Source organism: Vibrio sp. S/42/10, assembly GCF_029890535.1.
In the GTDB taxonomy this organism is placed as follows: domain Bacteria; phylum Pseudomonadota; class Gammaproteobacteria; order Enterobacterales; family Vibrionaceae; genus Vibrio; species Vibrio cyclitrophicus.
In genome coordinates this window covers 41,513-66,839 of the sequence record NZ_JAKMZC010000023.1, presented here as the reverse complement: position 1 = coordinate 66,839, position 25,327 = coordinate 41,513, and the positions used below count along the sequence as shown (strand labels likewise).

Below are 25,327 nucleotides of genomic sequence, written 5' to 3'. Positions count from 1 at the left end.
GGAGAGACTTGAACTCTCACACCTCTCGGCGCCAGAACCTAAATCTGGTGCGTCTACCAATTCCGCCACGACCGCAGCAAAGCTTTTACTCTAGCGAAGAGTATAGTTATATCGACATTGGTGATTCAATATAACGTTGTTTAGTCTTCTTTCATAAAGAAAGAATGGTGGCTACTGCGGGATTTGAACCTGCGACCCCATCATTATGAGTGATGTGCTCTAACCAACTGAGCTAAGTAGCCATCTGAGAGCGAAGTAATATAATATAATCTCGCTTTCAATGCCATTATCTTTTTAAAGATAATTACACTTTAAATTGTGGCTGGGCTACCTGGATTCGAACCAGGGAATGCTGGCATCAAAAGCCAGTGCCTTACCGCTTGGCGATAGCCCAACAATGATATCAATTAAGACATCTCAATATGGTGCGGTCGGAGAGACTTGAACTCTCACACCTCTCGGCGCCAGAACCTAAATCTGGTGCGTCTACCAATTCCGCCACGACCGCTTTACTTTCCTAAAAACTCTTGTCGTTAATAAACAGACATTTAATAAAAATAGAGTGCTTAGGAAATGGTGGCTACTGCGGGATTTGAACCTGCGACCCCATCATTATGAGTGATGTGCTCTAACCAACTGAGCTAAGTAGCCATTTCCATATTGTCGTTCATTTCGATACGTTGCCGCTTCGTTGTGAACGGGGCGCATTATGCGTAGTTGAGCGAAACCCGTCAACTTTTTTTTTGAATAAATCGCGAATAAACATCTGTTCGGTTTCTTTTTAGACAAAGAGGCGTATTTGTCGACAAAAAACAGGTCTAAAAGGCGATATATATAGGAAGTTAAGTTTCTGGTGCAGGACTATTTCTAAAGGGGAAAAACAAAAAGGCCAGTGAATTCACTGGCCTTTTTCTAGATGTTTAATCTGAATTATACGTTGAAGCGGAAGTGAACCACGTCACCATCTTTAACGATGTATTCTTTACCTTCAAGACGCCATTTACCTGCATCTTTAGCGCCGCTCTCACCGTTAAATTCGATGAAGTGATCAAACCCAACTACTTCAGCACGGATGAAACCTTTCTCGAAGTCTGTGTGGATCTTACCTGCGGCTTGTGGCGCAGTTGCACCAACAGGGATAGTCCAAGCGCGAACTTCTTTAACGCCAGCTGTAAAGTAAGTTTGAAGAGTCAGTAGTTCGTAACCAGAGCGGATCACTCGGTTAAGACCTGGTTCTTCGATACCCATATCCGCTAGAAACTCTTCGCGATCTTCATCGTCAAGCTCAGAAAGCTCTGATTCGATTGCCGCACAAACAGCAACAACTACATTATTTTCGTTTTCAGCGTATTCACGAACAGCGTCTAGGTATGGGTTATTTTCAAAACCATCTTCCGCAACGTTTGCGATGTACATTGTTGGCTTAAGTGTCAGGAAGTTAAGGTAGCCGATTGCTGCCGCTTCTTCTTTGCCTAGTTCAACAGTACGCGCCATGCCACCTTCAGTTAGGACAGGAAGTAGCTTTTCTAGTACAGTGATTTCGAATTTAGCGTCTTTGTCGCCGCCTTTTGCTTTCTTCGCGTTACGTTGAATTGCACGTTCACAGCTGTCTAAGTCAGCCAGTGCAAGTTCAAGGTTGATCACTTCTATATCTTCAATTGGAGATACTTTGCCAGCAACGTGAACAATGTTTTCATTCTCAAAGCAGCGTACAACGTGACCGATAGCGTCAGTTTCACGGATGTTAGCTAGGAATTTGTTACCAAGACCTTCACCTTTAGAAGCGCCAGCAACTAGGCCTGCGATATCTACGAACTCCATTGTCGTTGGAAGGATCTTCTGTGGATTAACAATTTTTGCTAATGCATCTAAGCGTAGATCTGGAACCGGAACGATACCTGTGTTTGGTTCGATTGTACAAAATGGAAAGTTTGCTGCTTCGATGCCTGCTTTAGTCAGTGCGTTAAACAGAGTTGACTTACCAACGTTTGGTAGACCAACGATGCCACATTTAAAACCCATGATATAAACCTTATTCTGCTTTGAACGTATGTAAGCGATTTTGTGCTTTTGGTAGGCCATCTTTTAATAAGATGTCTAGGCTGCGAACCGATTCGTCAACGACAGCCTCGATACACTCTTGCTCTTTCGCTGGAGCTTTACCTAATACATAACCTGCAACTTTATCTTTGTGTCCTGGATGGCCAATGCCTAATCTAAGACGATAGAATTCTTTATTGTTCCCCTGTTTGCTGATGATGTCTTTCAGACCATTATGTCCACCATGACCACCGCCTTTTTTAAACTTTCCAATACCAGGAGGTAGGTCTAACTCGTCGTGAGCGACCATGATCTCTTCTGGTTTAATTTGGTAGAATTTTGCTAGGGCTGCAACAGCTTTGCCTGACAAATTCATGAAAGTCGTTGGGATCAGCAAACGAAGATCTTCACCGTGAACCATTATACGACCCGTTAGGCCAAAGAACTTTGGTTCGTTCTTTAGTGTCACGTTATGTACACGTGCTAATTCTTCAACTACCCAAGCACCCGCGTTGTGGCGAGTTTTGGCGTATTCTGGACCTGGATTAGCCAGTCCAACGAGAAGTTTTATTTGTTGGCTCAAGGTATGGATCTCTCTTGGGATTTCAAAAAGCGCCGTATGATATCACAATTTATGAAAAAGGTGCGAGCTAGCTGATAGCAACATGATTATTCCCAGCTGTGATAAATAACAGACACCAGATATAAAAAAAGCACTTCATTTAATGAAGTGCTTAATGTCTTTCTCTAACGAGTGACTAAAACAAAGCTTTTGTAAAAACTATAGAGCTTTGATTAGTTGAACATCGCTGAGATTGATTCTTCGTTGCTGATACGACGAATCGCTTCAGCTAGCATGCGAGAAAGGCTAAGTGTTGTCACTTTACCAGTCGCAGCCATCTCTGGAGATAGAGAGATCGAATCGGTTACGATAACTTGGTCTAGAACAGAGTTCTTGATGTTGTTCGCAGCAGTACCAGAGAAAACAGCGTGAGTTGCGTAAGCGAATACACGCTTTGCACCGCGCTCTTTTAGCGCTTCAGCTGCTTTACACAGTGTGCCACCAGTATCGATCATGTCATCAACGATCACACAGTCACGGCCTTCAACGTCACCGATAAGGTTCATTACTTCTGAAACGTTAGCACGTGGACGACGCTTATCAACGATAGCGATATCAACATCACCTAGCGCTTTAGCTGTAGCACGAGCACGTACAACACCACCAAGGTCTGGAGAAACCACAACTGGGTTTTCTAGACCACGGTTCGCCATGTCTTCTAGAAGAACTGGAGTGCCGAAGATGTTATCAACAGGTACATCGAAGAAGCCTTGGATTTGCTCTGCGTGTAGGTCGATAGTAAGAACGCGGTCAACACCAACGTTAGAAAGGAAGTCTGCAACAACTTTTGCAGTAATAGGCACACGAGCAGAACGTACACGACGATCTTGACGGGCATAACCGAAGTAAGGGATTACAGCAGTAATACGGCCAGCAGAAGCACGGCGCATTGCGTCAATCATTACCACCAACTCCATAAGGTTGTCATTGGTTGGTGCACAAGTTGATTGAATCAGGAATACATCGCTACCACGAACGTTTTCATTGATTTGAACAGCGACTTCGCCATCAGAAAAACGGTCTACGGTAGCATCGCCAAGAGAGATGTATAGACGATCAGCAATACGTTGGGCTAGTTCAGGTGTTGCGTTACCAGCAAATAGCTTCATATCAGGCACGGTGGAAACCTCGGGTTGCGTCCAGTTTTAAATAGATTGTGGGTGGGCTGATTGGTATTCAGCCAAAGTTTCTTTTAAAGGTGAAATGTTTCGACCTTTCGCGATAAACGCGGAAACTGTGTCAGGCAGTTGTTCTCGTACCGATTCGGCCTCTTTTTTGCTGCTAAATTCAGCAAAAACGCACGAACCTGTACCAGTCAATCTCGACGGCGCGTATTGTAGCAGCCATGAAAGTTGCTTATCAACCTCTGGGTACAGCATTCGCACAATTTTTTCGCAATCGTTTACGTATTCTTGCTCTAGAAGCGTTGCTAGCGCTCGCTTTGGCGTATTTCGAGTTAATTCTGAATGTTTGAATATGTTTGCAGTTGCTATGCTCACTTGAGGTTTGACGACTAGATACCATTTTTCATCCGGATTAGCTGGTGACAATTGTTCTCCAACCCCTTCAGCAAAGGCGGCGTGGCCTCTAACGAATACAGGGACGTCAGCACCAAGCTTCAAACCGATCTCTGCGAGTTGATCATCAGACAGGTTGAGTTGCCATAAATGGTTAAGCGCGACTAACACGGTTGCAGCATTAGAAGAGCCACCACCAATGCCTCCTCCCATCGGAAGCACTTTCTTTAGTTCGATATCAGCACCAAAAAACGTTGAGGTATATTGTTGAAGTGCCGTTGCGGCTTTCCAAATGAGGTTGTCCTCAAGCGCAACACCCGGAATATCAGGTGTTATTGTGATTGCACTCGTTTCTTCATTTGCAGTAACCGTCAGTTCATCGCCAAAATCGACAAATTGGAATAGGGTTTGAAGTTCGTGGTAGCCATTGTCACGTTGACCAGTGATATAGAGAAATAAATTTAGTTTAGCTGGGGAAGGCCAGATCGTTGGCGTAGTAATCATTTTTTCAGAGTCCACTTCGAAACTACAATGTTGATTTTGCTATCGTCTTGCTTGAATGACAATCGAGTTGGCAGAGGAATTAACTCTGCAATGGCATCTGTGTCTTCGGGCACTTGCTCATTTGGAAGCTCTGTATTGCGATAGTTGTCAAAACTGAGAGTCCATAATTGATTGCTTACTCGCTTGGATAGAGATTCAAGTGTGTTAGTGCTGTTTAGTTGATACGAGTCGGCTTGGTCAGGAATACCAAGGAACCACTGTGGCAGATGATCTATAGGGATTTGTAAGCCAGTCAGCTGCTCAACTAAAACTGAAGCGCTCGCATGAGTAAAGACTTGGTCATCATAGGTGACCACTTTTGCGCCAGCTGAGTCAATGGTGAGATTCAATGCGGTTTGACCGAGAAATGTCGTGAGTCTTAATTGACTTTGAGTTGGTGAATGCTTCCAGATGAAATTCAGGCTTTGGCGCTGCTCTGGAGAAATGTAAGCGAGCTTGCCTGAGGCTTGATAGTTTTCTATCTGTAAAAGGCGATTTTGGTGGCTTTGCCACTCGACACTGGTTGGTTGTTCTGGGATAGACGAGCAACCCACCATAATTATGGTCATAAAAATAAGAGACGTGATTTTACGAAGCTTGCTCATATTTGCTCACAACTTGTTCAAATTTATCTAAAAAACGTCTCAACTATAGCATTGAATTCACGAAGTCAGGAAAACAAATCCCGCTTGCTCTTTAAATAGCGCCATGCATCAAGTAAAATTCGCCCCTTGTTTCCATTCCCTGATCGAGAACTTCTGATACATGTCTTTGCTTGCCGTAGGTATCAATCACAATACAGCGTCGGTTGAATTGCGAGAAAAAGTCGCTTTTGGTCCAGATAAATTATCTGAGGCACTCAAGCAACTTAACGCAAATGCACACGTGAATGGAAGTGTCATACTTTCAACCTGTAATCGAACCGAAGTGTATTGTGACGTCAAAGGCGTGGCAAAAAACAAGTTGATCGATTGGTTGTCTGTATTTCATCAAGTTAGCCCTGAAGAATTAAAACCAAGTATCTACATTCATGAAGAGCAAGCAGCGATTAAGCATTTAATGCGCGTCGCCTGTGGTTTGGATTCTCTGGTATTAGGCGAGCCACAAATTTTAGGCCAGGTTAAACAGGCTTATATGGATTCGCGAGAGAACAGATCTGTTGATGCTTCAATGGAGAAACTGTTCCAGAAATCATTCTCTGTCGCGAAACGTGTCCGAACTGAAACTGAAATTGGCGGCAGTGCGGTTTCTGTTGCTTACGCAGCTTGTACGTTAGCCAAGCACATTTTTGAATCGATTGCTGATTCAACTGTGTTATTGGTGGGGGCTGGTGAAACCATTGAGTTGGTGGCTAAGCACCTTTCTGCTAATGGTTGTACTAAGATGATTGTGGCTAACCGAACTCGTGAGCGTGCCTTAGGGTTAGCAGAAGAGTTTGGGGCTGAAGTGATCAGCTTGAATGAGATTCCAGATCATCTATACAGAGCGGATATCGTGATCAGCTCAACTGCAAGTCCACTGCCTATTATTGGTAAGGGTATGGTTGAAACTGCACTCAAAAGAAGAAAGCATCAGCCTATGTTGTTGGTTGATATCGCAGTTCCTCGTGATGTTGAATCTCAGGTCGGTGAATTGAATGACGCCTACCTATATTCAGTTGATGATCTGCAGTCGATTGTTGATGGCAATATTGAGCAACGTAAAGTTGAAGCAATTCAAGCTGAAGCAATAGTCAGTGAAGAAAGCGCCGCGTTCATGAGTTGGATGCGTTCATTGCAAGCGGTAGACAGTATTCGTGACTACCGTAAATCGGCCAACGAAATCCGAGAAGAATTATTAAGTAAGAGTTTACAATCACTTGCCGCTGGCGGTGACCCTGAGAAAGTTTTACTTGAGCTAAGTAATAAGCTCACAAACAAATTGATCCATGCTCCAACGCGTGCACTTCAAAGTGCTGCTGAGCAAGGAGAACCTGCAAAATTAATGGTCATTAGACAGAGTTTGGGCTTAGAAAACCCTCAATAATATTAGACCTCCAACAGAATAAGACATTATGAAAGCCTCGATTCTAGTAAAGCTTGAAACACTTGTTGAACGCTATGAAGAAGTTCAACATCTACTTGGTGATCCAGATGTAATCGGGAATCAAGACAAATTCCGTGCACTTTCTAAAGAGTACTCTCAACTAGAAGAAGTGACGGCTTGCTTCCAGTCATACCAGCAAGCTCAAGAAGATCTAGAAGCTGCTGAAGAGATGGCAAACGAAGATGACGCTGAAATGCGCGAGATGGCTCAAGACGAAATCAAAGACGCAAAAGCGGCGATTGAACGTTTGACCGATGAGTTACAAATTCTTCTGATTCCAAAAGATCCAAACGATGAGCGCAACTGTTTCCTTGAAATCCGTGCCGGCGCGGGTGGTGATGAAGCGGGTATCTTCGCGGGCAACTTGTTCCGTATGTACTCTAAGTTTGCAGAGAAAAAAGGTTGGCGCGTTGAAATCATGAGCAGCAACGCTTCTGAACAAGGCGGTTACAAAGAGATGATCGCTAAGGTTAGTGGCGACGCTGTTTACGGTACAATGAAGTTTGAGTCAGGTGGTCACCGTGTACAACGTGTTCCTGAAACTGAATCTCAAGGTCGCGTTCATACATCGGCGTGTACAGTTGCTGTTATGCCGGAGATCCCAGAGGCCGATCTTCCAGAAATCAAAGCTGGCGATCTTAAGATAGATACTTTCCGTGCATCGGGCGCGGGTGGTCAGCACGTTAACACCACGGATTCAGCAATCCGTATTACTCACTTACCAACAGGTACAGTAGTAGAGTGTCAAGACGAGCGTTCTCAGCATAAAAACAAAGCGAAAGCGATGGCTGTTCTTGCTGCTCGTATTGTTCAAGCAGAAGAAGAGCGCCGTGCGGCAGCTGTTTCTGACACACGTCGTAACCTACTAGGTTCTGGTGACCGTAGTGACCGTATTCGTACGTACAACTACCCACAAGGTCGTGTTTCGGATCACCGTATCAACCTGACTATCTACCGTCTTAACGAAGTACTTGAAGGTGATATGCAAAGCTTGCTTGATCCTGTACTTCAAGAGCATCAAGCCGATCAGCTTGCTGCACTTGCAGAGCACAATTAACCCGTATGCAGTCAGTATATACGGTTGAAAATGCTTTAAAAGCGGCAATCGTAAGGCTTCAAGAGGGTGATAGCACATCACCCTCTATTGATGCCGCGGTACTGCTTTGTCACGCCTTAGATAAACCAAGATCTTACCTCCTTACTTGGCCTGAGAAGCACCTCACCTCAGAGCAAGAATCTGAATTCAATGCTCTTATTAAACGACGCTTAATCGGTGAGCCTGTGGCTTATATTGTCGGTGAACGTGAGTTTTGGTCATTGCCATTAAAAGTTTCTCCTTCTACATTAATCCCGCGCCCAGATACTGAGCGTTTGGTTGAGGTGGCTTTAGATAAAACGTATGGCAAGCAAGGTGCGATTCTAGATTTAGGAACGGGTACAGGTGCTATTGCATTAGCATTGGCGTCTGAAATGCCAAATCGACCAGTGACTGGCATTGATCTTCGCCCTGAAGCGCAGCTGCTTGCGACAGAGAATGCACAACGTCTCAACATTACCAACGCTACTTTTTTGCATGGCAGTTGGTTTGAGCCTTTGAATTCAGTTAGCTCTGAAGAAGAAGTGGTTAAGTTTTCTTTGATTGTCTCGAACCCGCCATACATTGAGAAGAACGATCCTCATTTATCTCAAGGTGATGTACGTTTTGAACCGATCTCTGCGTTAGTTGCTGAAGAGAAAGGGCTCGCGGATATTCGATACATTTCTGAAAATGCACGTGGCTTTTTGGAAAATGAAGGCTGGTTGGCGTTTGAACACGGTTACGACCAAGGCTTGGCGGTACGTGAGATAATGCAACAACTGGGCTACTTGGATGTTGTTACAGAAAAAGATTACGGTGGTAATGACCGAGTGACCTTGGGTCGTTACTGTTCATAGATAGTGGTTGCTCATAGGCTGCTGTTAATCATCTTGTGAGCAATAGATGATTAACTGGCTAAATTGATACCTTTAACTCGAAAGTACACTTAACTCGATAATGCATTTAACGCAGAAATACAGAGAATTAACGCAGAAATGCAGGGCATTAACGGGTATTGTGTGGCACGTGTTAACGAAAGCACATATAAAAATATAAAGGAATACCATGTACGAAGGTTTAAAACATTTTCACCTACTAACGATTGCTATAAGCGCGCTACTTCTTTCGATCCGTTTCGCTCTGATGATGGCTAACTCACCGAAGCTTAAGCATCCTTTCTTGCAGCGTTTCCCTCATATCAATGACTCGCTACTGTTGCTATCGGGTATTGGTTTGATTTTTATTACTGGCTTTATTCCATTTACACCAGCGGCACCATGGTTAACCGAAAAACTAACCTGTGTAATGGCTTACATCGCATTAGGTTTCTTTGCGCTTAAGTTAGGTAAGAACAAGCTATTGAGAGTTTTCTCATTCTTTGGAGCTCTAGGCTGGCTAGCAATGGCAGGCAAAATCGCAATGACAAAGACTCCAACATTTTTCGGTTAATGACGTATGTACGAATTTTTTGATGAAGACTTTGACCAGCTAGAACTTGCTGAAGGTGCATTGATCTTAAATAAGGCCATTGACCCTGAAACTCAAGATAGTTGGGCAGAGCAAGAGCTCGCAAGATTATTAAAAGACGCTGAGTTTGCATTAGTTAATGAAACCGACGAGCAACAGAAGTTTGAATCTTTTATTCGATTATTCTTTTACGAGTGGGGCTTCGCTGGCGATAAAGACGCTTACTTCTCATCGGAAAACGCGTTTATCGATAAAGTACTTGAGAGAAAGAAAGGGATCCCAGTCAGTCTTGGGGCAATCTTCCTTTTTCTTGGTCGCAAGCTAGGCTTTCCTGTAGAGGGTGTCTCTTTTCCGACTCAGTTTCTGCTTAAAGTCAGTTGGTATGGCCAAACTCCGGTCTATATTAATCCTTACAATGGCGAGTATGTTGGTCAGCAAACGTTACGAGCATGGTTAATTGGCCATGATGGCCCATTGGCTAAGCTTAAAAGTGAGCATTTGAAAGTCGCAGACCACCCAACCATTATTGGTAAGTGGTTGGCTTTATTGAAAAGTGCATTGCTGAGAGAAGAACGTTATACGCTTGCATTGAAGTGTACCGATCTTGCTTTGACGTTTGTGCCAGATGATCCATATGAAATCCGTGACCGTGGTTTCATCTATCAGCAACTGGATTGTCACCAGATTGCCGCCACCGATTATCAGTACTTTATTGATCAATGCCCAGATGACCCTGCATCTGAGTTACTCAAATCTCAAGTGAATGTCATGACGGAAAAAACCGTCGTCGTTCACTAATTAATTATTATTTAGAGAGAATATGATGGAACAGAAAATAGTTCACATTGGCGATATGCCAATTGCTAACGATAAGCCATTTACGCTATTTGCGGGCATGAACGTTCTTGAATCTCGCGATCTTGCTATGCAGATCTGTGAGCACTACGTGAAAGTAACAGAGAAGCTGGGCATCCCTTATGTATTTAAGGCGTCTTTTGATAAAGCGAACCGCAGCTCTGTTCACTCATACCGTGGTCCTGGTATGGAAGAAGGTCTCAAAATCTTCCAAGAGCTGAAAGATACCTTTGGCGTGAAGATCATCACTGATATTCACACTGAAGCACAAGCTCAGCCAGTTGCAGATGTGGTTGATGTAATCCAGCTTCCTGCGTTCCTTGCTCGTCAAACTGACCTTGTTGAAGCAATGGCTAAGACTGGCGCGGTTATCAATGTGAAGAAGCCTCAGTTCATGAGCCCAGATCAAGTGGGCAACATTGTCGACAAGTTTGCCGAATGCGGTAACGATAATATCATTCTTTGTGAACGTGGTTCTTGCATGGGCTATGACAACCTAGTCGTTGATATGCTAGGTTTTGGCGTGATGAAAAAATCGTCGAACGGCAGCCCAATCATATTCGATGTGACTCACGCGCTTCAAATGCGTGACCCATCAGGTGCTGCATCTGGTGGTCGTCGTGAGCAAACTGTAGAGCTTGCTAAAGCAGGTCTGGCTACAGGAGTTGCTGGTCTGTTTCTTGAGGCGCATCCTAACCCAGATCAAGCTCGTTGTGATGGTCCTTCAGCGCTACCTCTAGATAAGCTAGAGCCGTTCTTGAAGCAGATGAAAGCACTTGATGACCTTATCAAAGGCTTCGATCATATTGATATCAAGTAGTTGATTAAAATTAAGTCGTTCGTTGATATGCTAAATAGCTGAGGCAGTTATTTAACACCAGTCGAAACAAAAAACGCCCACTTTTCGAAGTGGGCGTTTTTTTATCTAGAATCTGCGTTGAGGTCATGTTCTAGTTTAAAGAGTTGTTAATGAAGCGTGTAATATCTCCAAAAATGAGTGCATGAGTGTGAGGTCTGTCCTGTAAGTTGTAAATTGCTGACATGCATCACACTTTGTAAGTAAACGATTGCCTGTGATGCAGGGGAAGTTTGAGTGTAATCTCATAAATTTGTTACACTTAACTATTGATCTATGCGTGACCAATTCGACATAAATATGAAATCGTCGTGTTACATCCAGAATGTTAATTTAATATAAGTCATGTTGAAGTCTTATTGTTCGAACTCTAGGAAAGGGTCGCAATAGGTCATAAAAAAGCAGTGGATTCCCCTAAAAAGTTCAAAGGTATGACAATGAAGCAACGCCTTATTCTAAAGACAGCACTCAGTGCTGCAATCCTAGCGACATTAGCTGGGTGTGCGTCTCAATCAACCCATGATTGGAACCAAGACGAAACTTACAAGCTAACGATTCTTCACACAAACGACAACCATGGTCGTTTCTGGCAGAACAAATACGGCGAATACGGCATGTCTGCACGTAAAACGCTAGTTGATCAACTTCGCGCAGAAGTTGAAGCTGAAGGCGGTAGCGTGTTGCTTCTATCTGGCGGTGACATCAACACTGGTGTACCAGAGTCAGATTTGCAGGATGCGGAACCTGATTTCAAAGGTATGAATAAAATTGGTTACGATGCAATGGCATTGGGTAATCACGAGTTTGATAACTCATTAGACGTACTACAAAAGCAGATCAACTGGGCTAATTTCCCAATGCTATCTGCAAATATCTACGATAAAGCAACAGGCGAACGCAAGTTCCAAGCTTACGAGATGTTTGAAAAGCAAGGTATTAAGATTGCGGTTATCGGCTTGACCACTGAAGACACGGCAAAAATCGGTAACCCTGAGTTTATCGCGAGCATTGACTTCCGTGACCCTAAAGAAGAAGCGAAGAAGCTGATCGCGGAACTTAAAGAAACAGAAAAGCCAGATTTAATCTTCGCTGTGACTCACATGGGTCACTACGAAAACGGCCAGCGTGGGGTTAACGCTCCGGGTGATGTAGCACTTGCTCGTTACCTAAACGAAGGTGACCTAGACATGATCGTTGGTGGTCACTCTCAAGAGCCTGTATGTATGGAAGGCCCTAACGTTGCGAAGAAAAACTTCAAGCCGGGTGATGAGTGTAAGCCAGACGTTCAAAACGGTACTTACATCGTTCAAGCTCATGAGTGGGGCAAGTACGTAGGCCGTGCTGATTACGAGTTCCGTAACGGCGAACTAGAGATGGTGAGCTACGATCTGGTTCCAGTTAACCTTAAGAAGAAAGTTAAGATTGACGGTAAGAAGCAACGTGTTCTTATTCAAGATGAAATCGCACAAGATCCAGAGTTGCTTGAATTCCTACGTCCTTTCCAAGAGCAAGGTCAAGCACAGCTAGAAGTTCAAATTGCAGAGACAAATGGCAAGCTTGAAGGTGATCGTAACGTGGTGCGTTTCCAACAAACTAACCTAGGTCGTTTGATTGCGACTTCTCACATGGAGCGTGCAAAAGCAGACTTTGCTGTGATGAACTCTGGTGGCGTACGTGACTCAATTGAAGCAGGTAATGTCACTTACAAAGATGTGCTGAAGGTACAACCTTTTGCAAATATCCTGACTTACACGGACATGACGGGTAAAGAAGTTCTAGATTACCTAAATGTCGTGGCAACTAAACCAATCGATTCTGGTGCTTACGCTCAGTTTGCTGGTATCTCAATGACAGTAGAAAACGGTGAAGTATCGAATGTGTTTATCGGTGGTAAGCAACTTCGTTTAGACGAAACTTACCGCTTCACAGTGCCAAGCTTTAACGCTGCTGGCGGTGATGGTTACCCTAAATTATCTGATCACCCTGGCTTTGTGAACACAGGTTTTGTTGATGCTGAAGTACTAAAAGAGTACCTAGAAGCGAACAGCCCGGTTGACGTGAACAAGTACGCACCTTCTGGTCAAATGGTTTATAAGTAATTGACCCCAGTTGATGAGTCAATAGGTGCTAAATTAGATTGACTCTAGCACCATGATAAATTTAACTAAAGCGACGCCTCGGCGTCGCTTTGTGTTTATCTATCGTTTGGATTTTGTTATGACCCCTGCAATCAACCTTGCCAAGAAAAAGAAAATTGTTCATACCGTGCATCAGTATCATCATGATGCGAATAACACGAACTATGGATTAGAAGCCGTTGAAGCGCTTGGTCAAGATCCCAAACGTGTATTCAAAACGCTCTTGTTCTGTTTGAATGGCGTGGCGAAAATTTTGGCGGTTGCCGTTATTCCCGTCGACCAGAAGCTAAATCTAAAGTTGGCAGCAAAAGTGGCGAAAGGTAAAAAAGCAGAGATGGCTGATCCTGATATTGCTCAGAAAACGACAGGTTATGTGGTGGGAGGAATCAGTCCTCTTGGTCAGAAAAAAGCATTGCCTACCTTTGTGCATTCCAGCGCTACCGATTTTGAAACGATATGTGTGAGTGCAGGGAAGAGAGGATTAGAGATAGAGTTAGATCCGAAAGACTTAGTACTACTTACGCGTGGCCAGTTTGCGGAACTATGCCTGTAGCTTGTACTTTCCATAACGATAAACGTACATACTCACAAATAAAAAAGCCCGCTAGACTAATCTAGCGGGCGTTTCTTTATCGACAGTCCACCGGAAAGGGTTGTGACTACTTTTTCAGGCCTAAAGTACCACCAACACGTTTAGCAGCTGGTTTGTTCGGTCTGTTTGAATCTTGGCTGCGGTTTGTCGGCTTACCGCTTCTACGTTCGTTATTGTCGCGATCTGTGCGATTGCGATCCGAACGGCTTTTATCTGAATTAGAACGCTCTGAACGAGAGTTTGATTTCCAGTTCTCGGTATTGCCACCGCCACTGCTTTCACCATTCGATGAATTACGGCCTCGTTTCGAGTTAGGTGCATGACGGAATTCGTCCGCATTGTTACCACGATAGGTGCGAGTACGATTTTCGTTTTGATTGCGGCGCGCTGTGGAAGTTTGGTTTTCTTCACGGCTGTCGAAAAGTTTTGCGTCTGTCGCTTTACGAATGCGTTGGCCCTTAGCGTTCATTTTTGACGCGTCTTCAGTACTTACAGAGCCTTCACACATCGCTAAAATTTCAGTGATCTCTTCGTCGCTCAGGTAGCGCCATTTTCCGTTAGGAATACCGTCTAGTGAGATGTTCATAATACGAACACGGCGCAGCTTAAATACTTCATAACCCAGAGCTTCACACATACGGCGAATTTGGCGGTTAAGGCCTTGCGTTAGTGTGATTCGGAACGAGAACTTAGTCTCTTTCTCTACCTTACATGGCAAGGTAACAGTATCGAGAATATGAACGCCAGCGCCCATTTGCTTCAAAAACTCAGTCGTAATTGGTTTGTCTACACGGACCACGTATTCTTTCTCGTGGTTGTTACCTGCACGTAGGATTTTGTTTACGATATCGCCATCGTTAGTTAAGAAGATAAGACCATCAGAAGGTTTATCTAGACGACCAATAGGGAAAATACGTTTGTGGTGGCCGATAAAGTCGACGATGTTGCCAGGAATATCACGTTCAGTGGTGCAGGTGATGCCTGTTGGTTTATTAAGAGCAATGTAGATCGGCTTCTCTTTTGAGCGAACAGGTTTATTGTCGATCTCAACATCATCACCGGGCAAGACTTTAGTACCCATTTCAGGGATCTTACCGTTAATAGTAACTCGGCCTGCATCAATGAGTTTGTCGGCTTCGCGGCGTGAGCAAAAGCCAGTTTCACTGATGTATTTATTAAGGCGTTTAGCTTGGGATTCTTGTGACATGATATTCTCTTAGCGTTTCACAACGGAAATATAGATAAACAAAAAGCAACCTTTGGATAGTTGCTTTGAGTTGGGGTTCGTTAACTAAAGACAATTTTAGCACTTGGTGTGAGTCTAGGCACTAAATATCGATCTTGATGCAAAATCGCTATCAGGTACTTATCTGTTTCAACGAGTTAACTGGTGCGTTTTTGATGGCGCTCTCTGTTCTCTAGCTTTTTGTCATTGCTCTTTCTGAGCATTACGTACACTGCGCCAGTACCACCATGAAATTGCTGAGCAGAATGAACACATTGAACATCGTTAATTTGCATGAGCCAATTCGCCACGTAGCTTTTCATCATAGCTGGTGGATTTGAGCGCTCACCTTTACCGTGAACAATGATGACGGTGCGAACATCCATTCTTAAACACTGGCGTAAAAATGAGAGCACTTCGTTACGAGCGTCTTTCAGTGTTTTTCTATGAAGGTCGAGTTTGGCTTGAATAGGATATTTTCCTAAGCGCAGCTTTTTGTATACGCCTTCTTGTACGCCATCTTTCTTATAAGCAATGACGTCGTCTGGTTTGACCATTGGAGAATAGTCGAGTGAAAGGTAATCTTTTTCATCCTCAGACAGCCACATCGCGGCTTCACGCTTGGCAAGGTGAGATTCGGTAACTCTATGTACCTTTTGATGTTCAGCGGTGTCATGGTCGATACGCTTAACATCGCCCATCATTTGTTGGAATAACTCTAAGTCGTCATCATGAGACATAGTGTTCATCTCAAGTTGGAGAAGGATAGGGTAAGTATACCTAAGTTGAGACAGGGTTTGAAAATGAAAAAACCGGAGCAGGCAAGAGATATCTACTCCGGTGCAAAGCGTTTTAACATTTATTTATCAAGAAAATGATACTTAAAAGTAAATGATCCAGGTTGAGCGATTCTAGTGAGGAGATTTTTCGGTCATAACTTTGTAGATGAAGAAGCCTCCATAGAACATCATGAGACCTAGAGCCCCGAATATTACTATCATTGAAGATAGTCCCACTGCATTACCAAATAGGAGTTCTAGCCAAAAGTCCATGTGTATACCTCAAAGTTATATGACACGGCTTAGTGTATTAACTGGTGTTATCAATTTACTGATCTGGATCAATCCTGTTTCATAAGTTAAATACTTGTTGGCAACTGTGTGTTTTTCGTCACATTGGCATTGGAGTTGTACGTCTTTTGTTCGAACGATTCGATATTGTAAAAAAGAGTGAAAAAAGCTCTTGCGCATAAATTCAGAATCCGTATTATACGCTTCATCGACAGGCAAACAGCCCGTTAGATATCTCGGTGAATAGCGCAGCTTGGTAGCGCATCTGGTTTGGGACCAGAGGGTCGGGGGTTCGAATCCCTCTTCACCGACCACATTTAGAAAGCCTGCTCATTGAGCAGGCTTTCGTCGTTTCAGAGCATTGAAAATGGGGTTTGAACCTCGCTAGTTTTTTGCATCTACCTCAAATTGACACTCGGCTTGTTGGCTTTGTGATTGTTGAGTGACAATGAAACCTTTCTCTTCTAATAACTGTAAAAGGTTGCCTTCTCCGATGAGGTGTAAAGTACCAACGACGAGCAAGTAGTGTCCCTTTGAATCCAGTTTCCAATCATTAGCGAAGAGCTTGTTTGCCCAGTCGATATTTCGATCGGTTAGGAATGCTTTTTCTAGGTCATGTGGCATTTCCGACAGTTTCGCAAACTGCTCTAGTTTCGCTATATCTCCCGCTTTCCAACTCTCGATTAAGCAGTGAGTGTCGTCATCAATATGATCGAATTGTTCGAGGCTAGTCGTTAACCATTCTTTACCAGAATCTTTTTGTCCTGAAATTAGATCTATTTGAAATTGTAGAGGCTCTAAGCTGATAACAGGCACATCTTGAATCGTCGCCTTGTAAGCCAAAGTAGCATCAACACCGCCGGCCGATGCGTAGCCAAGATTCTTCAACTGTTGCATTTGTATCGATATCGCTGTCGCCCAAGGTGGGGCATTAAGTAGTTGCTGAGTTGGCATGTCTAATGACTTTGTTATGTCGACCAGCATTTGTTCTTGCTCTTCGTTTAATACATCACTCGTAGTCACTTTAGGCGTGGGATATACAACGCCCTCTGACTTTCTGACATCCGTTTCGACAATTAGCCCGTCACTCTTTTTCAACGTGTCAGTGATCTGTGTGGGAAGCGGGTACATGCTCTCGTTACCTACATGTATCGATCCTAGGATAGTGAGCGTCAAATCATCCTTTTTTGCTTGCCAATAAAGAGGTTCGGCGACCGCTTGCTTTGCGGAAAAGGCGAGAGTGAGTAACGTAAAGTACAAGAATGTGCGCAAAGAGAGCTCCTTTAGAAAGAAATAAACTCGTTAAAAAGGGTTTTGACGGAGTTTTTTAACGGTTTTTTTTGAGAACGATGTCACGTTGTTTGTACGAAAAGTATAACAACACCAACAAACTGTTAAACCTTTCTCTCTATCAACGACATGATTTTATGAAATCCTTTGAAAAGATTGTGATTTAATTCTCAGTTATTACGTCAAAATAAAAGTGACGGAAGTGTCGTTAATCGTAACTTGATGATTTTATTGCAATTAAATTTATCAATATTTTTTAGATTTGAAGCTGATCACTGAATTGGCCTGATTTAATTCACGGCAAAAAATAAGCCCATATAGTTTATCTAACTTTCGAAGCGCTCCACTTTGCTTCTGACTCAATTTTTAAATTAATGGGTGAATACGATGTTGAAGAGAAACTTACTATCTGTAGCAGTATTGGCTGGCTTGACGGGTTGTGCAGTAATGCAAGCACCTGAGCAACGGGTTGTTAATGCACTGGCTGATAACCTTGACGTGCGATATGAAATCCTAACCAATCACGGTGCGAATGAGGGTATGGCTTGTCAGGACTTAGGTGCTGAGTGGGCGTCATGTAATAAAGTGAACATGACCTTGACCAATGACGGTGAAGCGATTGATTCGAAAGATTGGACTATCTACTTCCACAGTATTCGCCTTATTTTAGATGTTGATAACGAACAGTTTAAAATCACTCGTGTAACGGGTGACCTACACAAACTAGAGCCTACAGATAAGTTCGATGGTTTTGCGGCTGGTGAAGAAGTGATTCTTCCACTGACGAGTGAATACTGGCAACTGTTTGAAACCGACTTTATGCCAGGTGCATTCGTAACCGCGCCAAACGCAGAACCTAAGATGATTGCTTCATTGAATACGGAAGATGTCGCGTCATTCGTAACGGGCCTAGAGGGTAACAACCTTAAACGTACACCTGATGACAATAACGTAATGGCTACAGCGGTGACACGTTTCGAAAAGAATGCGGATCTAGCAACGCAAGACGTATCAACAACGCTATTACCAACGCCAATGTCGGTGGAAGCGGGTGAAGGTTCAGTCAGCATTGCTGGTGGTATTGCCCTACCAAAAGACGTATTCGATGCTGATCAGTTCGCTGCAATTGAAGAACGTGCAGATGTGGTAAACGTAGATGTGAGTGGTGACCTTCCAGTAAGTGTTACCGTTGTTCCTACTCAGTTTACGGGTGATTTAGCAAAATCTGGCGCTTATGAACTAAGCATCTCGGAAGAGGGGATTGCGATTAAAGCGTTTGATAAAACAGGTGCTTTCTACGCAGTTCAGTCTATTTTTGGCCTAATAGACAGTCAGAACGCTGAATCATTACCACAACTGTCGATCAAAGATGCGCCACGTTTCGATTACCGTGGTGTGATGGTGGATGTTGCTCGAAACTTCCACTCAAAAGATGCCATCCTAGCAACGCTAGATCAAATGGCGGCATACAAGATGAATAAACTGCACCTTCACTTAACAGATGATGAAGGCTGGCGTTTAGAAATCCCAGGTTTACCAGAGCTAACGGATGTAGGGTCTAATCGTTGTTTTGATTTGGAAGAGCAAAGCTGTTTACTGCCTCAGCTAGGTTCAGGTCCAACAACAGACAACTTTGGCTCTGGTTTCTTTAGTAAAGCGGATTACGTCGAGATTTTAAGCTACGCCAAAGCGCGCAGCATCGAAGTAATTCCAGAAATTGATATGCCAGCACACGCTCGTTCTGCTGTGGTATCGATGGAAGCGCGTTACACTCGCCTAATGGCGGATGGTAAAGAAGCGGAAGCAAATGAATACCGCTTGATGGATCCACAAGATACATCGAACGTGACGACTGTTCAGTTCTACGATAAGCAAAGCTTCATTAATCCATGTATGGAATCTTCATCTCACTTTGTTGATAAAGTGATCTCTGAAGTGGCAGCAATGCACCAAGAAGCGGGCGTTCCACTAACGACTTGGCACTTCGGCGGCGATGAAGCGAAAAACATCAAGTTAGGCGCTGGCTTACAAGATATTAATGCAGAAGATAAAGTGGCTTGGAAAGGCAACATCGATTTGTCTAAGCAAGATAAGCCATTCCAACAGTCTCCACAGTGTCAGTCTTTGATCACTGATGGAACGGTAAGCGACTTCGGTCATTTGCCAAGTCACTTTGCAGAGCAGGTATCTAAGATTGTTGCTGACAAAGGCATCCCTCACTTCCAAGCATGGCAAGATGGCCTTAAATACAGCGAAGGCGAGAAAGCATTTGCAACCGAAAGCACTCGCGTAAACTTCTGGGACGTTCTTTACTGGGGCGGAACTTCATCAGTATACGACTGGTCAGCTAAAGGGTATGACGTGATTGTCTCTAACCCGGACTACGTATACATGGATATGCCATACGAAGTTGATGCTGCAGAGCGCGGTTACTACTGGGCAACGCGTGCAACAGATACACGTAAGATGTTTGGCTTCGCACCAGAAAACATGCCACAAAACGCAGAAACATCATTAGACCGTGACGGCAATGGCTTCTCTGGTAAAGGCGAAATTGAAGCGAAACCTTTCTATGGTTTGTCTGCACAGCTTTGGTCTGAAACAGTACGTACCGACGAGCAGTATGAATACATGGTATTCCCTCGCGTACTTGCAGCAGCAGAGCGCGCATGGCACCGAGCTGATTGGGAAAATGACTACAAAGTGGGCGTTGAGTACTCTCAAGAAACCAACTTAGTGAATAAGCAGGCTCTAAACAGCGACTTTAATCGCTTTGCGAATATTGTTGGTCAACGTGAACTAGCTAAGCTTGAGAAAGCAGGCATTGATTATCGACTACCAGTACCGGGCGCTCAGGTTGTGGATGGCAAGCTAGCGATGAACGTTCAATTCCCAGGCGTAGAGCTTCAGTACTCTGCTGATGGCGAAAACTGGTTAACGTACGATGAGCAACAACGTCCATCGGTTTCTGGCGAAACTTACATCCGCTCTATCTCTGAAAGTGGCGAGAAAGTAAGTCGAGTAACCTCAGTTAAATAATCGATAAGCAACATTAATAGAAGAGCTCCCTCGTTATTATCTTACTCAAGGTAAAAAGTGGGAGCTCTTTTTGTTTGTTGCGAATTAGGCTCTCATCCAAAACGGAAACATATAGAAACCGTCTTGGTTTATAACGTCAACAGTGCACATAAGATGAGGTTCATCACAAAAGTGACGCACTTCTCATTATTCTCTTCAAAAAATAAGTCCTTCATAAAAAACTCTAAATCAAATGTGATTCAACTTACTGAATCTAATTTCGCACCGTAAAATAATGTGATCCCGATCTGTACATTTTTCCATCTTGAGTTTTTTATCAATTTTTATGTTTTTAAGTGACTGATTTTAATCTGTTAAATAAGTTGTTGTTTTTTGATAGTGAGAGAGATCACTCTGCCTACTCTTTTATTTTGAAACGCAAATTAATTCGAGCAACATAGATTTCATGCCAGGGAGGCGACCAACTACTCAAGCGGTGAAGGTGAATGATGTACCGAAGATATGCCGCTGAAAAATCAAACTAAGGCAGTTTACTATGAAAAAAATTATCGCTCTAAGTGCTCTTTCTCTTGCTTTCGCTTCTAGTGCTTTTGCTGGTTCTTCTTACGTAACAGGTAACATCCAAATTCATGACGATGGCCGTATTCACGGTTCTGACATGACCTCTACGCTAGAAGCTGGTCACACGTTTGACAACTCTCTAGGCGGCTTCACGGTTTACTCTGAGTTTGATGGCATCCAACTGGGTAAACTTGAATCTGAAAATGGCGGTGCAGGTAATACTACTCCTGGCATCACTGTCGGTGGTGAGCAATCTTTCAACATTACTGACAACCTATGGGTTGCTGCTGGTTACCAACACCTATTCTCTGCGGGTGAGAGCATTCAGTTCCGTCCACTAGTTAAGATTGGTTACAACTTCGATAACGGTATCTCTATTAGTAACCGTACTCGTGCACACATTGACGATACTTCTGCTGATGCTGACACAGACTACCGCATGGATAACCGCATTGCTTACACAGTGAATGCTGACCTAGCGCTTAGCTACAACAACGTATACATGATTGATGCTGAAGCGATGGACCACGAGTTACGTGCAACATGGACTCGTCAAGGCGTTCAACCTTACTTTGAGTTCCGTAGCCAAGCTAACGGTGTAGATTTCGCAAACGGCGACTCTAAGCAGAACAACGCCTTCGTATTCGGTGCTTCTTACGGCTTCTAGCTGATTCACTTGGCTGTTTAGTCGATTAGATTATTGGCCAAGTGAGCTTCTTCGTTAATTAGCTTTTTGTTAAATAGCGTATTCGCAAACTAGCGACGAAAATACAGCGGCACTAACAGCCCGGTTAGTGCTGCGATAAGATTTGCTTTACTGTCCAAAAGCAAAGAGCCTAGCAAGTAAACCACAGTCTTGGGTTTGCTTAATGCTAGGCTCTATTTTTATAACTTCTTAAATATTGCTGTGTGTCAGTTTATTTACGCTCTAATTACCATTGTAATGACGGTATTCAAACACCTGACCTTTCTCGTTAAACGCATACACAGAATACTCGTCTTTCTTATCGCCATGCTCCATGCCCGGAGAGCCCATAGGCATACCAGGAACAGCCAAGCCAATCGCATTGCGTGGTGGGTTTTCTAAAAAGGCCTTCACGTCTTCTGCTGGAATGTGCCCTTCAAATACGTAACCGTCGATCTCTGCCGTGTGGCAAGAGGAAAGCTCTGGCGTTACACCTAGCTTTTGTTTGATTGGATTCATGTCATCGTGGAGCTTCTCTGTAACATCGAACCCGGCATCTTGCATATGTTCTGTCCATTCTGTGCAGCAACCGCAGTATGGTGATTTGTGGTTTAAAACATCAGTAGCTAAAGCTTGTCCTGAAATTGCAGCGAGTGCTGTAAGAGTCATAACTTTACGAATCATGGTTGACCTCATGAATATGGTTTTTATTGATATTAGAATGAGTGGGCTTGAACAATCTCAGCCTGTTGGCATTGCTCACTACTGTAATTGACGACATCGCCATCGCTGCGCCTGCAACGACTGGGCTTAGTAGAAATCCGAAAAATGGGTAGAGCACACCGGCCGCGATAGGAATACCAAGTGAGTTATAGATGAAGGCACCAAAGAGGTTTTGCTTCATGTTTCTCACGGTCGCTTGGGACAGCTCTATCGCGTTACTGACAGATAAGGGCGACGAGTTGAGTAGCGTCATTTGAGCACTTTCAATCGCGACATCGCTGCCGCTGCCCATTGCTATACCTATATCCGCCTGAGCAAGTGCAGGCGCGTCGTTAATCCCGTCTCCGACCATGGCTACGCTCTTATACTGTTGTTGAAGCTGAACAATATGCTGAGCTTTCTGCTCTGGAAGCACCTCCGAGATAACCTCGTCGATACCGACACTTTTACCTATCGCTTGAGCAACAGAATCGTTGTCGCCTGTTAATAGCACGGTGTGAATTCCGGCGGATTTTAGTTGAGCAATGGCTTGTTTGCTATCTATTTTTAATGCGTCTGAAATGCCAAATATACCTTCCAGTTTTTGATCGATTACAACGAAGATGGGTGTCCATGCTTGTGTACGACAAAGCTCGACAAAGTCCGCGCCAATTTTAGTCTCAATGCCGAGTTGGGTGAGGTACTTTAGAGAGCCGACTTGAACGTTTTTGCCGTTAATTATTGCTTGTACGCCAAGCCCTCGTTGATTTTCGAAATCACTATGGGGTAGTGCTGAAACTTGTAAGCTCTCTGCATATTGGCAAACGGCTTTGGCTAATGGATGCTCTGACCCTACCTCTACCGAATAGGCGTACGCTAGCAGTTCTTGCTCTAATAAATCGCCATAAAAGGCTTGCTGAACGGTTGGCTTACCTTGGGTTAGGGTGCCTGTTTTATCAAACACGACAGCATCAATTTTGCTTGCAGATTGCAACACATCGGCATCTTTGATCAGAACGCCAAACTCAGCGGCTTTGCCAACGCCGACAGTAATTGAGAGCGGCGTTGCTAGGCCTAAGGCACATGGACAAGCGATGATCAGCACGGTAGTCGATACCACAAGCATGTAGCTTGCACTGGGTTGCGGGCCGACCAAAAACCAAACTAAGGCAGCAGTTGCTGCGATCGCGACCACAACAGGTACGAAAACAGCAGAAATAGAGTCAGCAAGCTTCGCAATCGCAGGCTTGCTGCTTTGTGCTTGGCGAACCATCTGAATGATTCGAGCCAACATGGTGCTTGAGCCAATCCCGGTCGCTTCAATGATCAGGCTGCCATCACCATTAATGGTGCCCGCCGAAACGCCATCATTAATCGATTTAACGTTGGGAAGCGGCTCGCCAGTCAGCATCGACTCATCGATATAAGATTCGCCAGATACCACGACACCATCGACAGGGACTTTTTCTCCCGGTTTCACTCGTACTTGCATACCGACTTGGATGACCTCTACGGCGATAGTTTGCTCTTTACCATCGACGATAACCACGGCTTTTTGAGGCTGTAAGTTTATCAGCGCCTGTAAAGACTTAGTGGTACGTGCTTTGGCTTTGGCTTCAATGTAGTGACCCAAAGAAATAAGGCCAACAATCATGGCGCTGGCTTCAAAATAGACATGACGAGAAGCTTCAGGGAACCACGATGGGATCAGAACAACCAACATTGAATAGAACCATGCTGCGCCTGTACCCAGAGCGACCAAGGTATCCATGGTCGCACGTTTATGCATCAGAGATTGCCAAGCATTGGTGAAGAAGCTGCGACCTGAGGTTGCAAGCAGTATCAAACAAACGACACCAACCAAGCCCCAAGTCAGTTGGTCGTTAAACGTGGCAATGGTCATGCTGCCACCGAACACGCCCCAAGCCATTAGCGGAGCACCGATAAGCAGCGCACTTACTGAGTTTCTAAGAAAGGCTTGTTGAGTACAAAGTTGTTGTTCTTGCTGTTTTTTTTGTTGAGTTGCCGCGTCATCAACGAACTCGGCACCATAACCTGCGTTTTTCACCGATTCTATGAGAGCGTTCTCGATGACGTCACGTTTTTTAGACGTGAAGACCAAGGCTGTCTGCTCTGCGAGGTTGATCTGAGCTTGGTCGACGAACTCATTCTTTTTCAGCGCTTTCTCTACCGAAGAAACACAACTCGCACACGTCATTCCCTCAAGAACCAGGTGATAGGTATATTGGCTAGCAGCAGGTTTATCTTGTGTCGGCTCCACTGGCGCTGTTTTTTTATCGTCTTCTGAATCTGAATTAGATAAAGGCTCATTAACTTCAGTGTAGGGAGCCGCGTGATAACCCACGCTTTCGATCAGCTCAATAAGATCGGGTTCTGAAAGCAGAGTAACCAAGGACAATTCATGTTTGCTGATTTCTAGGTCTGAGATTTGCTCGGTGTGTTCAAGTGCTTGAGTCAGCTTGCTCACGCACTTACCGCAGCTAAGACCGGATAACGAAAGGTGTAGTTTATTGCCCATGCTATAACCAAGCGTCGCTAACTTTTCGTTGAGTTGAACGTAACTAAAAGGAGTCGAAATATCGATGTATGTCGGCGATATATCATTGATCGTCGTATTGTCGAGTTCGCCAAACAGTGTGCGAACTTTCTTCGCACAACCCATGCAATTTAGGCCGTTGAGCGCAGTTGTGTAATGGTTCATATCGATACTCCAATTCTCATCTACGCCTAACATAAACCTTCCCGTAAGGGTAAGGTCAAACATAAATTCAAGAATTTGATATTAGTGGCATATTAATGGGTGGGGTACGCTGGTGAAATAAGCGGGAGTTAAAGAAAAGCGTGGCTATAATTTATTGGCTCAGACTATAGATTTGCTACATCGAAGCTGAATTTGGCCTTTCTACAGTGGCTTTCGCACAAGATCCGCGCATTAATCATT

The 25,327-nt window shown here is 44.1% G+C and carries 21 protein-coding genes and 5 tRNA genes; 11 read left to right on the top strand and 15 right to left on the bottom strand.

The window, feature by feature from the left end; translation table 11 throughout:
* Positions 1-165: 165 nt before the first annotated feature.
* The 9 genes from L8S15_RS19785 to lolB all read right to left on the bottom strand — a co-directional run bounded on the left by L8S15_RS19785 (position 166) and on the right by lolB (position 5,327).
* Positions 166-242: transfer RNA gene (locus L8S15_RS19785), tRNA-Met, on the bottom strand.
* Between the two features lie 77 nt (positions 243-319).
* Positions 320-394 (bottom strand) — tRNA-Gln (locus L8S15_RS19780).
* Between the two features lie 29 nt (positions 395-423).
* Positions 424-508 (bottom strand) — tRNA-Leu (locus tag L8S15_RS19775).
* Between the two features lie 66 nt (positions 509-574).
* A tRNA-Met gene (locus tag L8S15_RS19770) sits at positions 575-651 on the bottom strand.
* A 279-nt stretch (positions 652-930) separates the two neighbouring features.
* Positions 931-2,022 (bottom strand): redox-regulated ATPase YchF, encoded by a 1,092-nt coding sequence (gene ychF, locus L8S15_RS19765; protein WP_010439159.1) that lies wholly within the window; start codon positions 2,020-2,022, stop codon positions 931-933.
* 10 nt (positions 2,023-2,032) lie between these two features.
* Entirely contained in the window at positions 2,033-2,623 is a 591-nt protein-coding gene (gene pth, locus L8S15_RS19760) for an aminoacyl-tRNA hydrolase (RefSeq protein WP_010439162.1), read from the bottom strand.
* A gap of 212 nt (positions 2,624-2,835) precedes the next feature.
* Positions 2,836-3,780: a ribose-phosphate pyrophosphokinase gene (locus L8S15_RS19755; protein ID WP_004739814.1), complete on the bottom strand. Its 945-nt coding sequence runs from the start codon at positions 3,778-3,780 to the stop codon at positions 2,836-2,838.
* 27 nt (positions 3,781-3,807) lie between these two features.
* Complete coding sequence (ispE, locus tag L8S15_RS19750; protein ID WP_280574802.1) at positions 3,808-4,683, bottom strand: 4-(cytidine 5'-diphospho)-2-C-methyl-D-erythritol kinase; 876 nt, start codon at positions 4,681-4,683, stop codon at positions 3,808-3,810.
* The gene (gene lolB / locus L8S15_RS19745; protein WP_016767030.1) at positions 4,680-5,327 is read right to left on the bottom strand and encodes a lipoprotein insertase outer membrane protein LolB; all 648 of its coding nucleotides are present in this window, start codon (positions 5,325-5,327) and stop codon (positions 4,680-4,682) included. The genes ispE and lolB overlap by 4 nt, the downstream gene beginning before the upstream one ends.
* A gap of 160 nt (positions 5,328-5,487) precedes the next feature.
* On the opposite strand from lolB, the gene hemA reads away from it, so the two are divergent.
* From hemA to ybaK, 8 genes are all read left to right on the top strand, one after another.
* Positions 5,488-6,747, top strand: a complete 1,260-nt coding sequence (gene hemA / locus L8S15_RS19740; RefSeq protein ID WP_010439173.1) for a glutamyl-tRNA reductase — start codon at positions 5,488-5,490, stop codon at positions 6,745-6,747.
* Between the two features lie 28 nt (positions 6,748-6,775).
* The gene (prfA, locus tag L8S15_RS19735) at positions 6,776-7,864 is read left to right on the top strand and encodes a peptide chain release factor 1 (protein ID WP_010439174.1); all 1,089 of its coding nucleotides are present in this window, start codon (positions 6,776-6,778) and stop codon (positions 7,862-7,864) included.
* Between the two features lie 5 nt (positions 7,865-7,869).
* Positions 7,870-8,742 (top strand): peptide chain release factor N(5)-glutamine methyltransferase, encoded by an 873-nt coding sequence (gene prmC / locus L8S15_RS19730; RefSeq protein ID WP_010439175.1) that lies wholly within the window; start codon positions 7,870-7,872, stop codon positions 8,740-8,742.
* Positions 8,743-8,950: 208 nt separating this feature from the next.
* A complete protein-coding gene (locus tag L8S15_RS19725) occupies positions 8,951-9,334 on the top strand; it encodes a SirB2 family protein (RefSeq protein WP_009848726.1) in 384 nt (127 codons plus the stop codon).
* A 6-nt stretch (positions 9,335-9,340) separates the two neighbouring features.
* Positions 9,341-10,150: a SirB1 family protein gene (locus L8S15_RS19720; protein WP_016791949.1), complete on the top strand. Its 810-nt coding sequence runs from the start codon at positions 9,341-9,343 to the stop codon at positions 10,148-10,150.
* Between the two features lie 22 nt (positions 10,151-10,172).
* Positions 10,173-11,027, top strand: a complete 855-nt coding sequence (gene kdsA, locus L8S15_RS19715) for a 3-deoxy-8-phosphooctulonate synthase (protein ID WP_022570845.1) — start codon at positions 10,173-10,175, stop codon at positions 11,025-11,027.
* Positions 11,028-11,500: 473 nt separating this feature from the next.
* On the top strand, positions 11,501-13,162 hold the full coding sequence (gene ushA / locus L8S15_RS19710) for a bifunctional UDP-sugar hydrolase/5'-nucleotidase UshA (protein ID WP_280574794.1): 1,662 nt from the start codon (positions 11,501-11,503) through the stop codon (positions 13,160-13,162).
* A gap of 118 nt (positions 13,163-13,280) precedes the next feature.
* The gene (gene ybaK, locus L8S15_RS19705) at positions 13,281-13,754 is read left to right on the top strand and encodes a Cys-tRNA(Pro) deacylase (protein ID WP_280574792.1); all 474 of its coding nucleotides are present in this window, start codon (positions 13,281-13,283) and stop codon (positions 13,752-13,754) included.
* A 106-nt stretch (positions 13,755-13,860) separates the two neighbouring features.
* On the opposite strand, the gene rluF is transcribed toward ybaK, so the two are convergent.
* The 3 genes from rluF to L8S15_RS19690 all read right to left on the bottom strand — a co-directional run bounded on the left by rluF (position 13,861) and on the right by L8S15_RS19690 (position 16,070).
* On the bottom strand, positions 13,861-15,000 hold the full coding sequence (rluF, locus tag L8S15_RS19700) for a 23S rRNA pseudouridine(2604) synthase RluF (RefSeq protein WP_010439188.1): 1,140 nt from the start codon (positions 14,998-15,000) through the stop codon (positions 13,861-13,863).
* A gap of 176 nt (positions 15,001-15,176) precedes the next feature.
* Positions 15,177-15,758 (bottom strand): DNA endonuclease SmrA, encoded by a 582-nt coding sequence (gene smrA / locus L8S15_RS19695; RefSeq protein ID WP_010439191.1) that lies wholly within the window; start codon positions 15,756-15,758, stop codon positions 15,177-15,179.
* A gap of 171 nt (positions 15,759-15,929) precedes the next feature.
* Positions 15,930-16,070: a DUF3149 domain-containing protein gene (locus L8S15_RS19690; protein ID WP_004736246.1), complete on the bottom strand. Its 141-nt coding sequence runs from the start codon at positions 16,068-16,070 to the stop codon at positions 15,930-15,932.
* A 255-nt stretch (positions 16,071-16,325) separates the two neighbouring features.
* Here L8S15_RS19690 and L8S15_RS19685 point away from each other — a divergent pair.
* A tRNA-Pro gene (locus L8S15_RS19685) sits at positions 16,326-16,402 on the top strand.
* Positions 16,403-16,472: 70 nt separating this feature from the next.
* Here the strand turns inward: L8S15_RS19685 and L8S15_RS19680 are convergent.
* Positions 16,473-17,360, bottom strand: a complete 888-nt coding sequence (locus L8S15_RS19680) for a TraB/GumN family protein (protein WP_010439194.1) — start codon at positions 17,358-17,360, stop codon at positions 16,473-16,475.
* A gap of 405 nt (positions 17,361-17,765) precedes the next feature.
* On the opposite strand from L8S15_RS19680, the gene L8S15_RS19675 reads away from it, so the two are divergent.
* Together L8S15_RS19675 and L8S15_RS19670 are read left to right on the top strand one after the other, a co-directional pair.
* On the top strand, positions 17,766-20,417 hold the full coding sequence (locus L8S15_RS19675) for a beta-N-acetylhexosaminidase (RefSeq protein WP_280574789.1): 2,652 nt from the start codon (positions 17,766-17,768) through the stop codon (positions 20,415-20,417).
* 535 nt (positions 20,418-20,952) lie between these two features.
* Positions 20,953-21,645 (top strand): oligogalacturonate-specific porin KdgM family protein, encoded by a 693-nt coding sequence (locus L8S15_RS19670; RefSeq protein ID WP_010439198.1) that lies wholly within the window; start codon positions 20,953-20,955, stop codon positions 21,643-21,645.
* Between the two features lie 261 nt (positions 21,646-21,906).
* On the opposite strand, the gene L8S15_RS19665 is transcribed toward L8S15_RS19670, so the two are convergent.
* Both L8S15_RS19665 and L8S15_RS19660 read right to left on the bottom strand, forming a co-directional pair.
* Positions 21,907-22,347, bottom strand: coding sequence for a DUF411 domain-containing protein (locus L8S15_RS19665; RefSeq protein WP_010439200.1), 441 nt, complete (start codon positions 22,345-22,347; stop codon positions 21,907-21,909).
* Positions 22,337-25,120 carry a heavy metal translocating P-type ATPase gene (locus tag L8S15_RS19660; protein ID WP_280574786.1) on the bottom strand — a complete coding sequence of 928 codons (2,784 nt, stop codon included), beginning with the start codon at positions 25,118-25,120 and terminating at the stop codon, positions 22,337-22,339. Before L8S15_RS19660 ends, L8S15_RS19665 begins: the two co-directional genes overlap by 11 nt.
* Positions 25,121-25,327 lie beyond the last annotated feature (207 nt).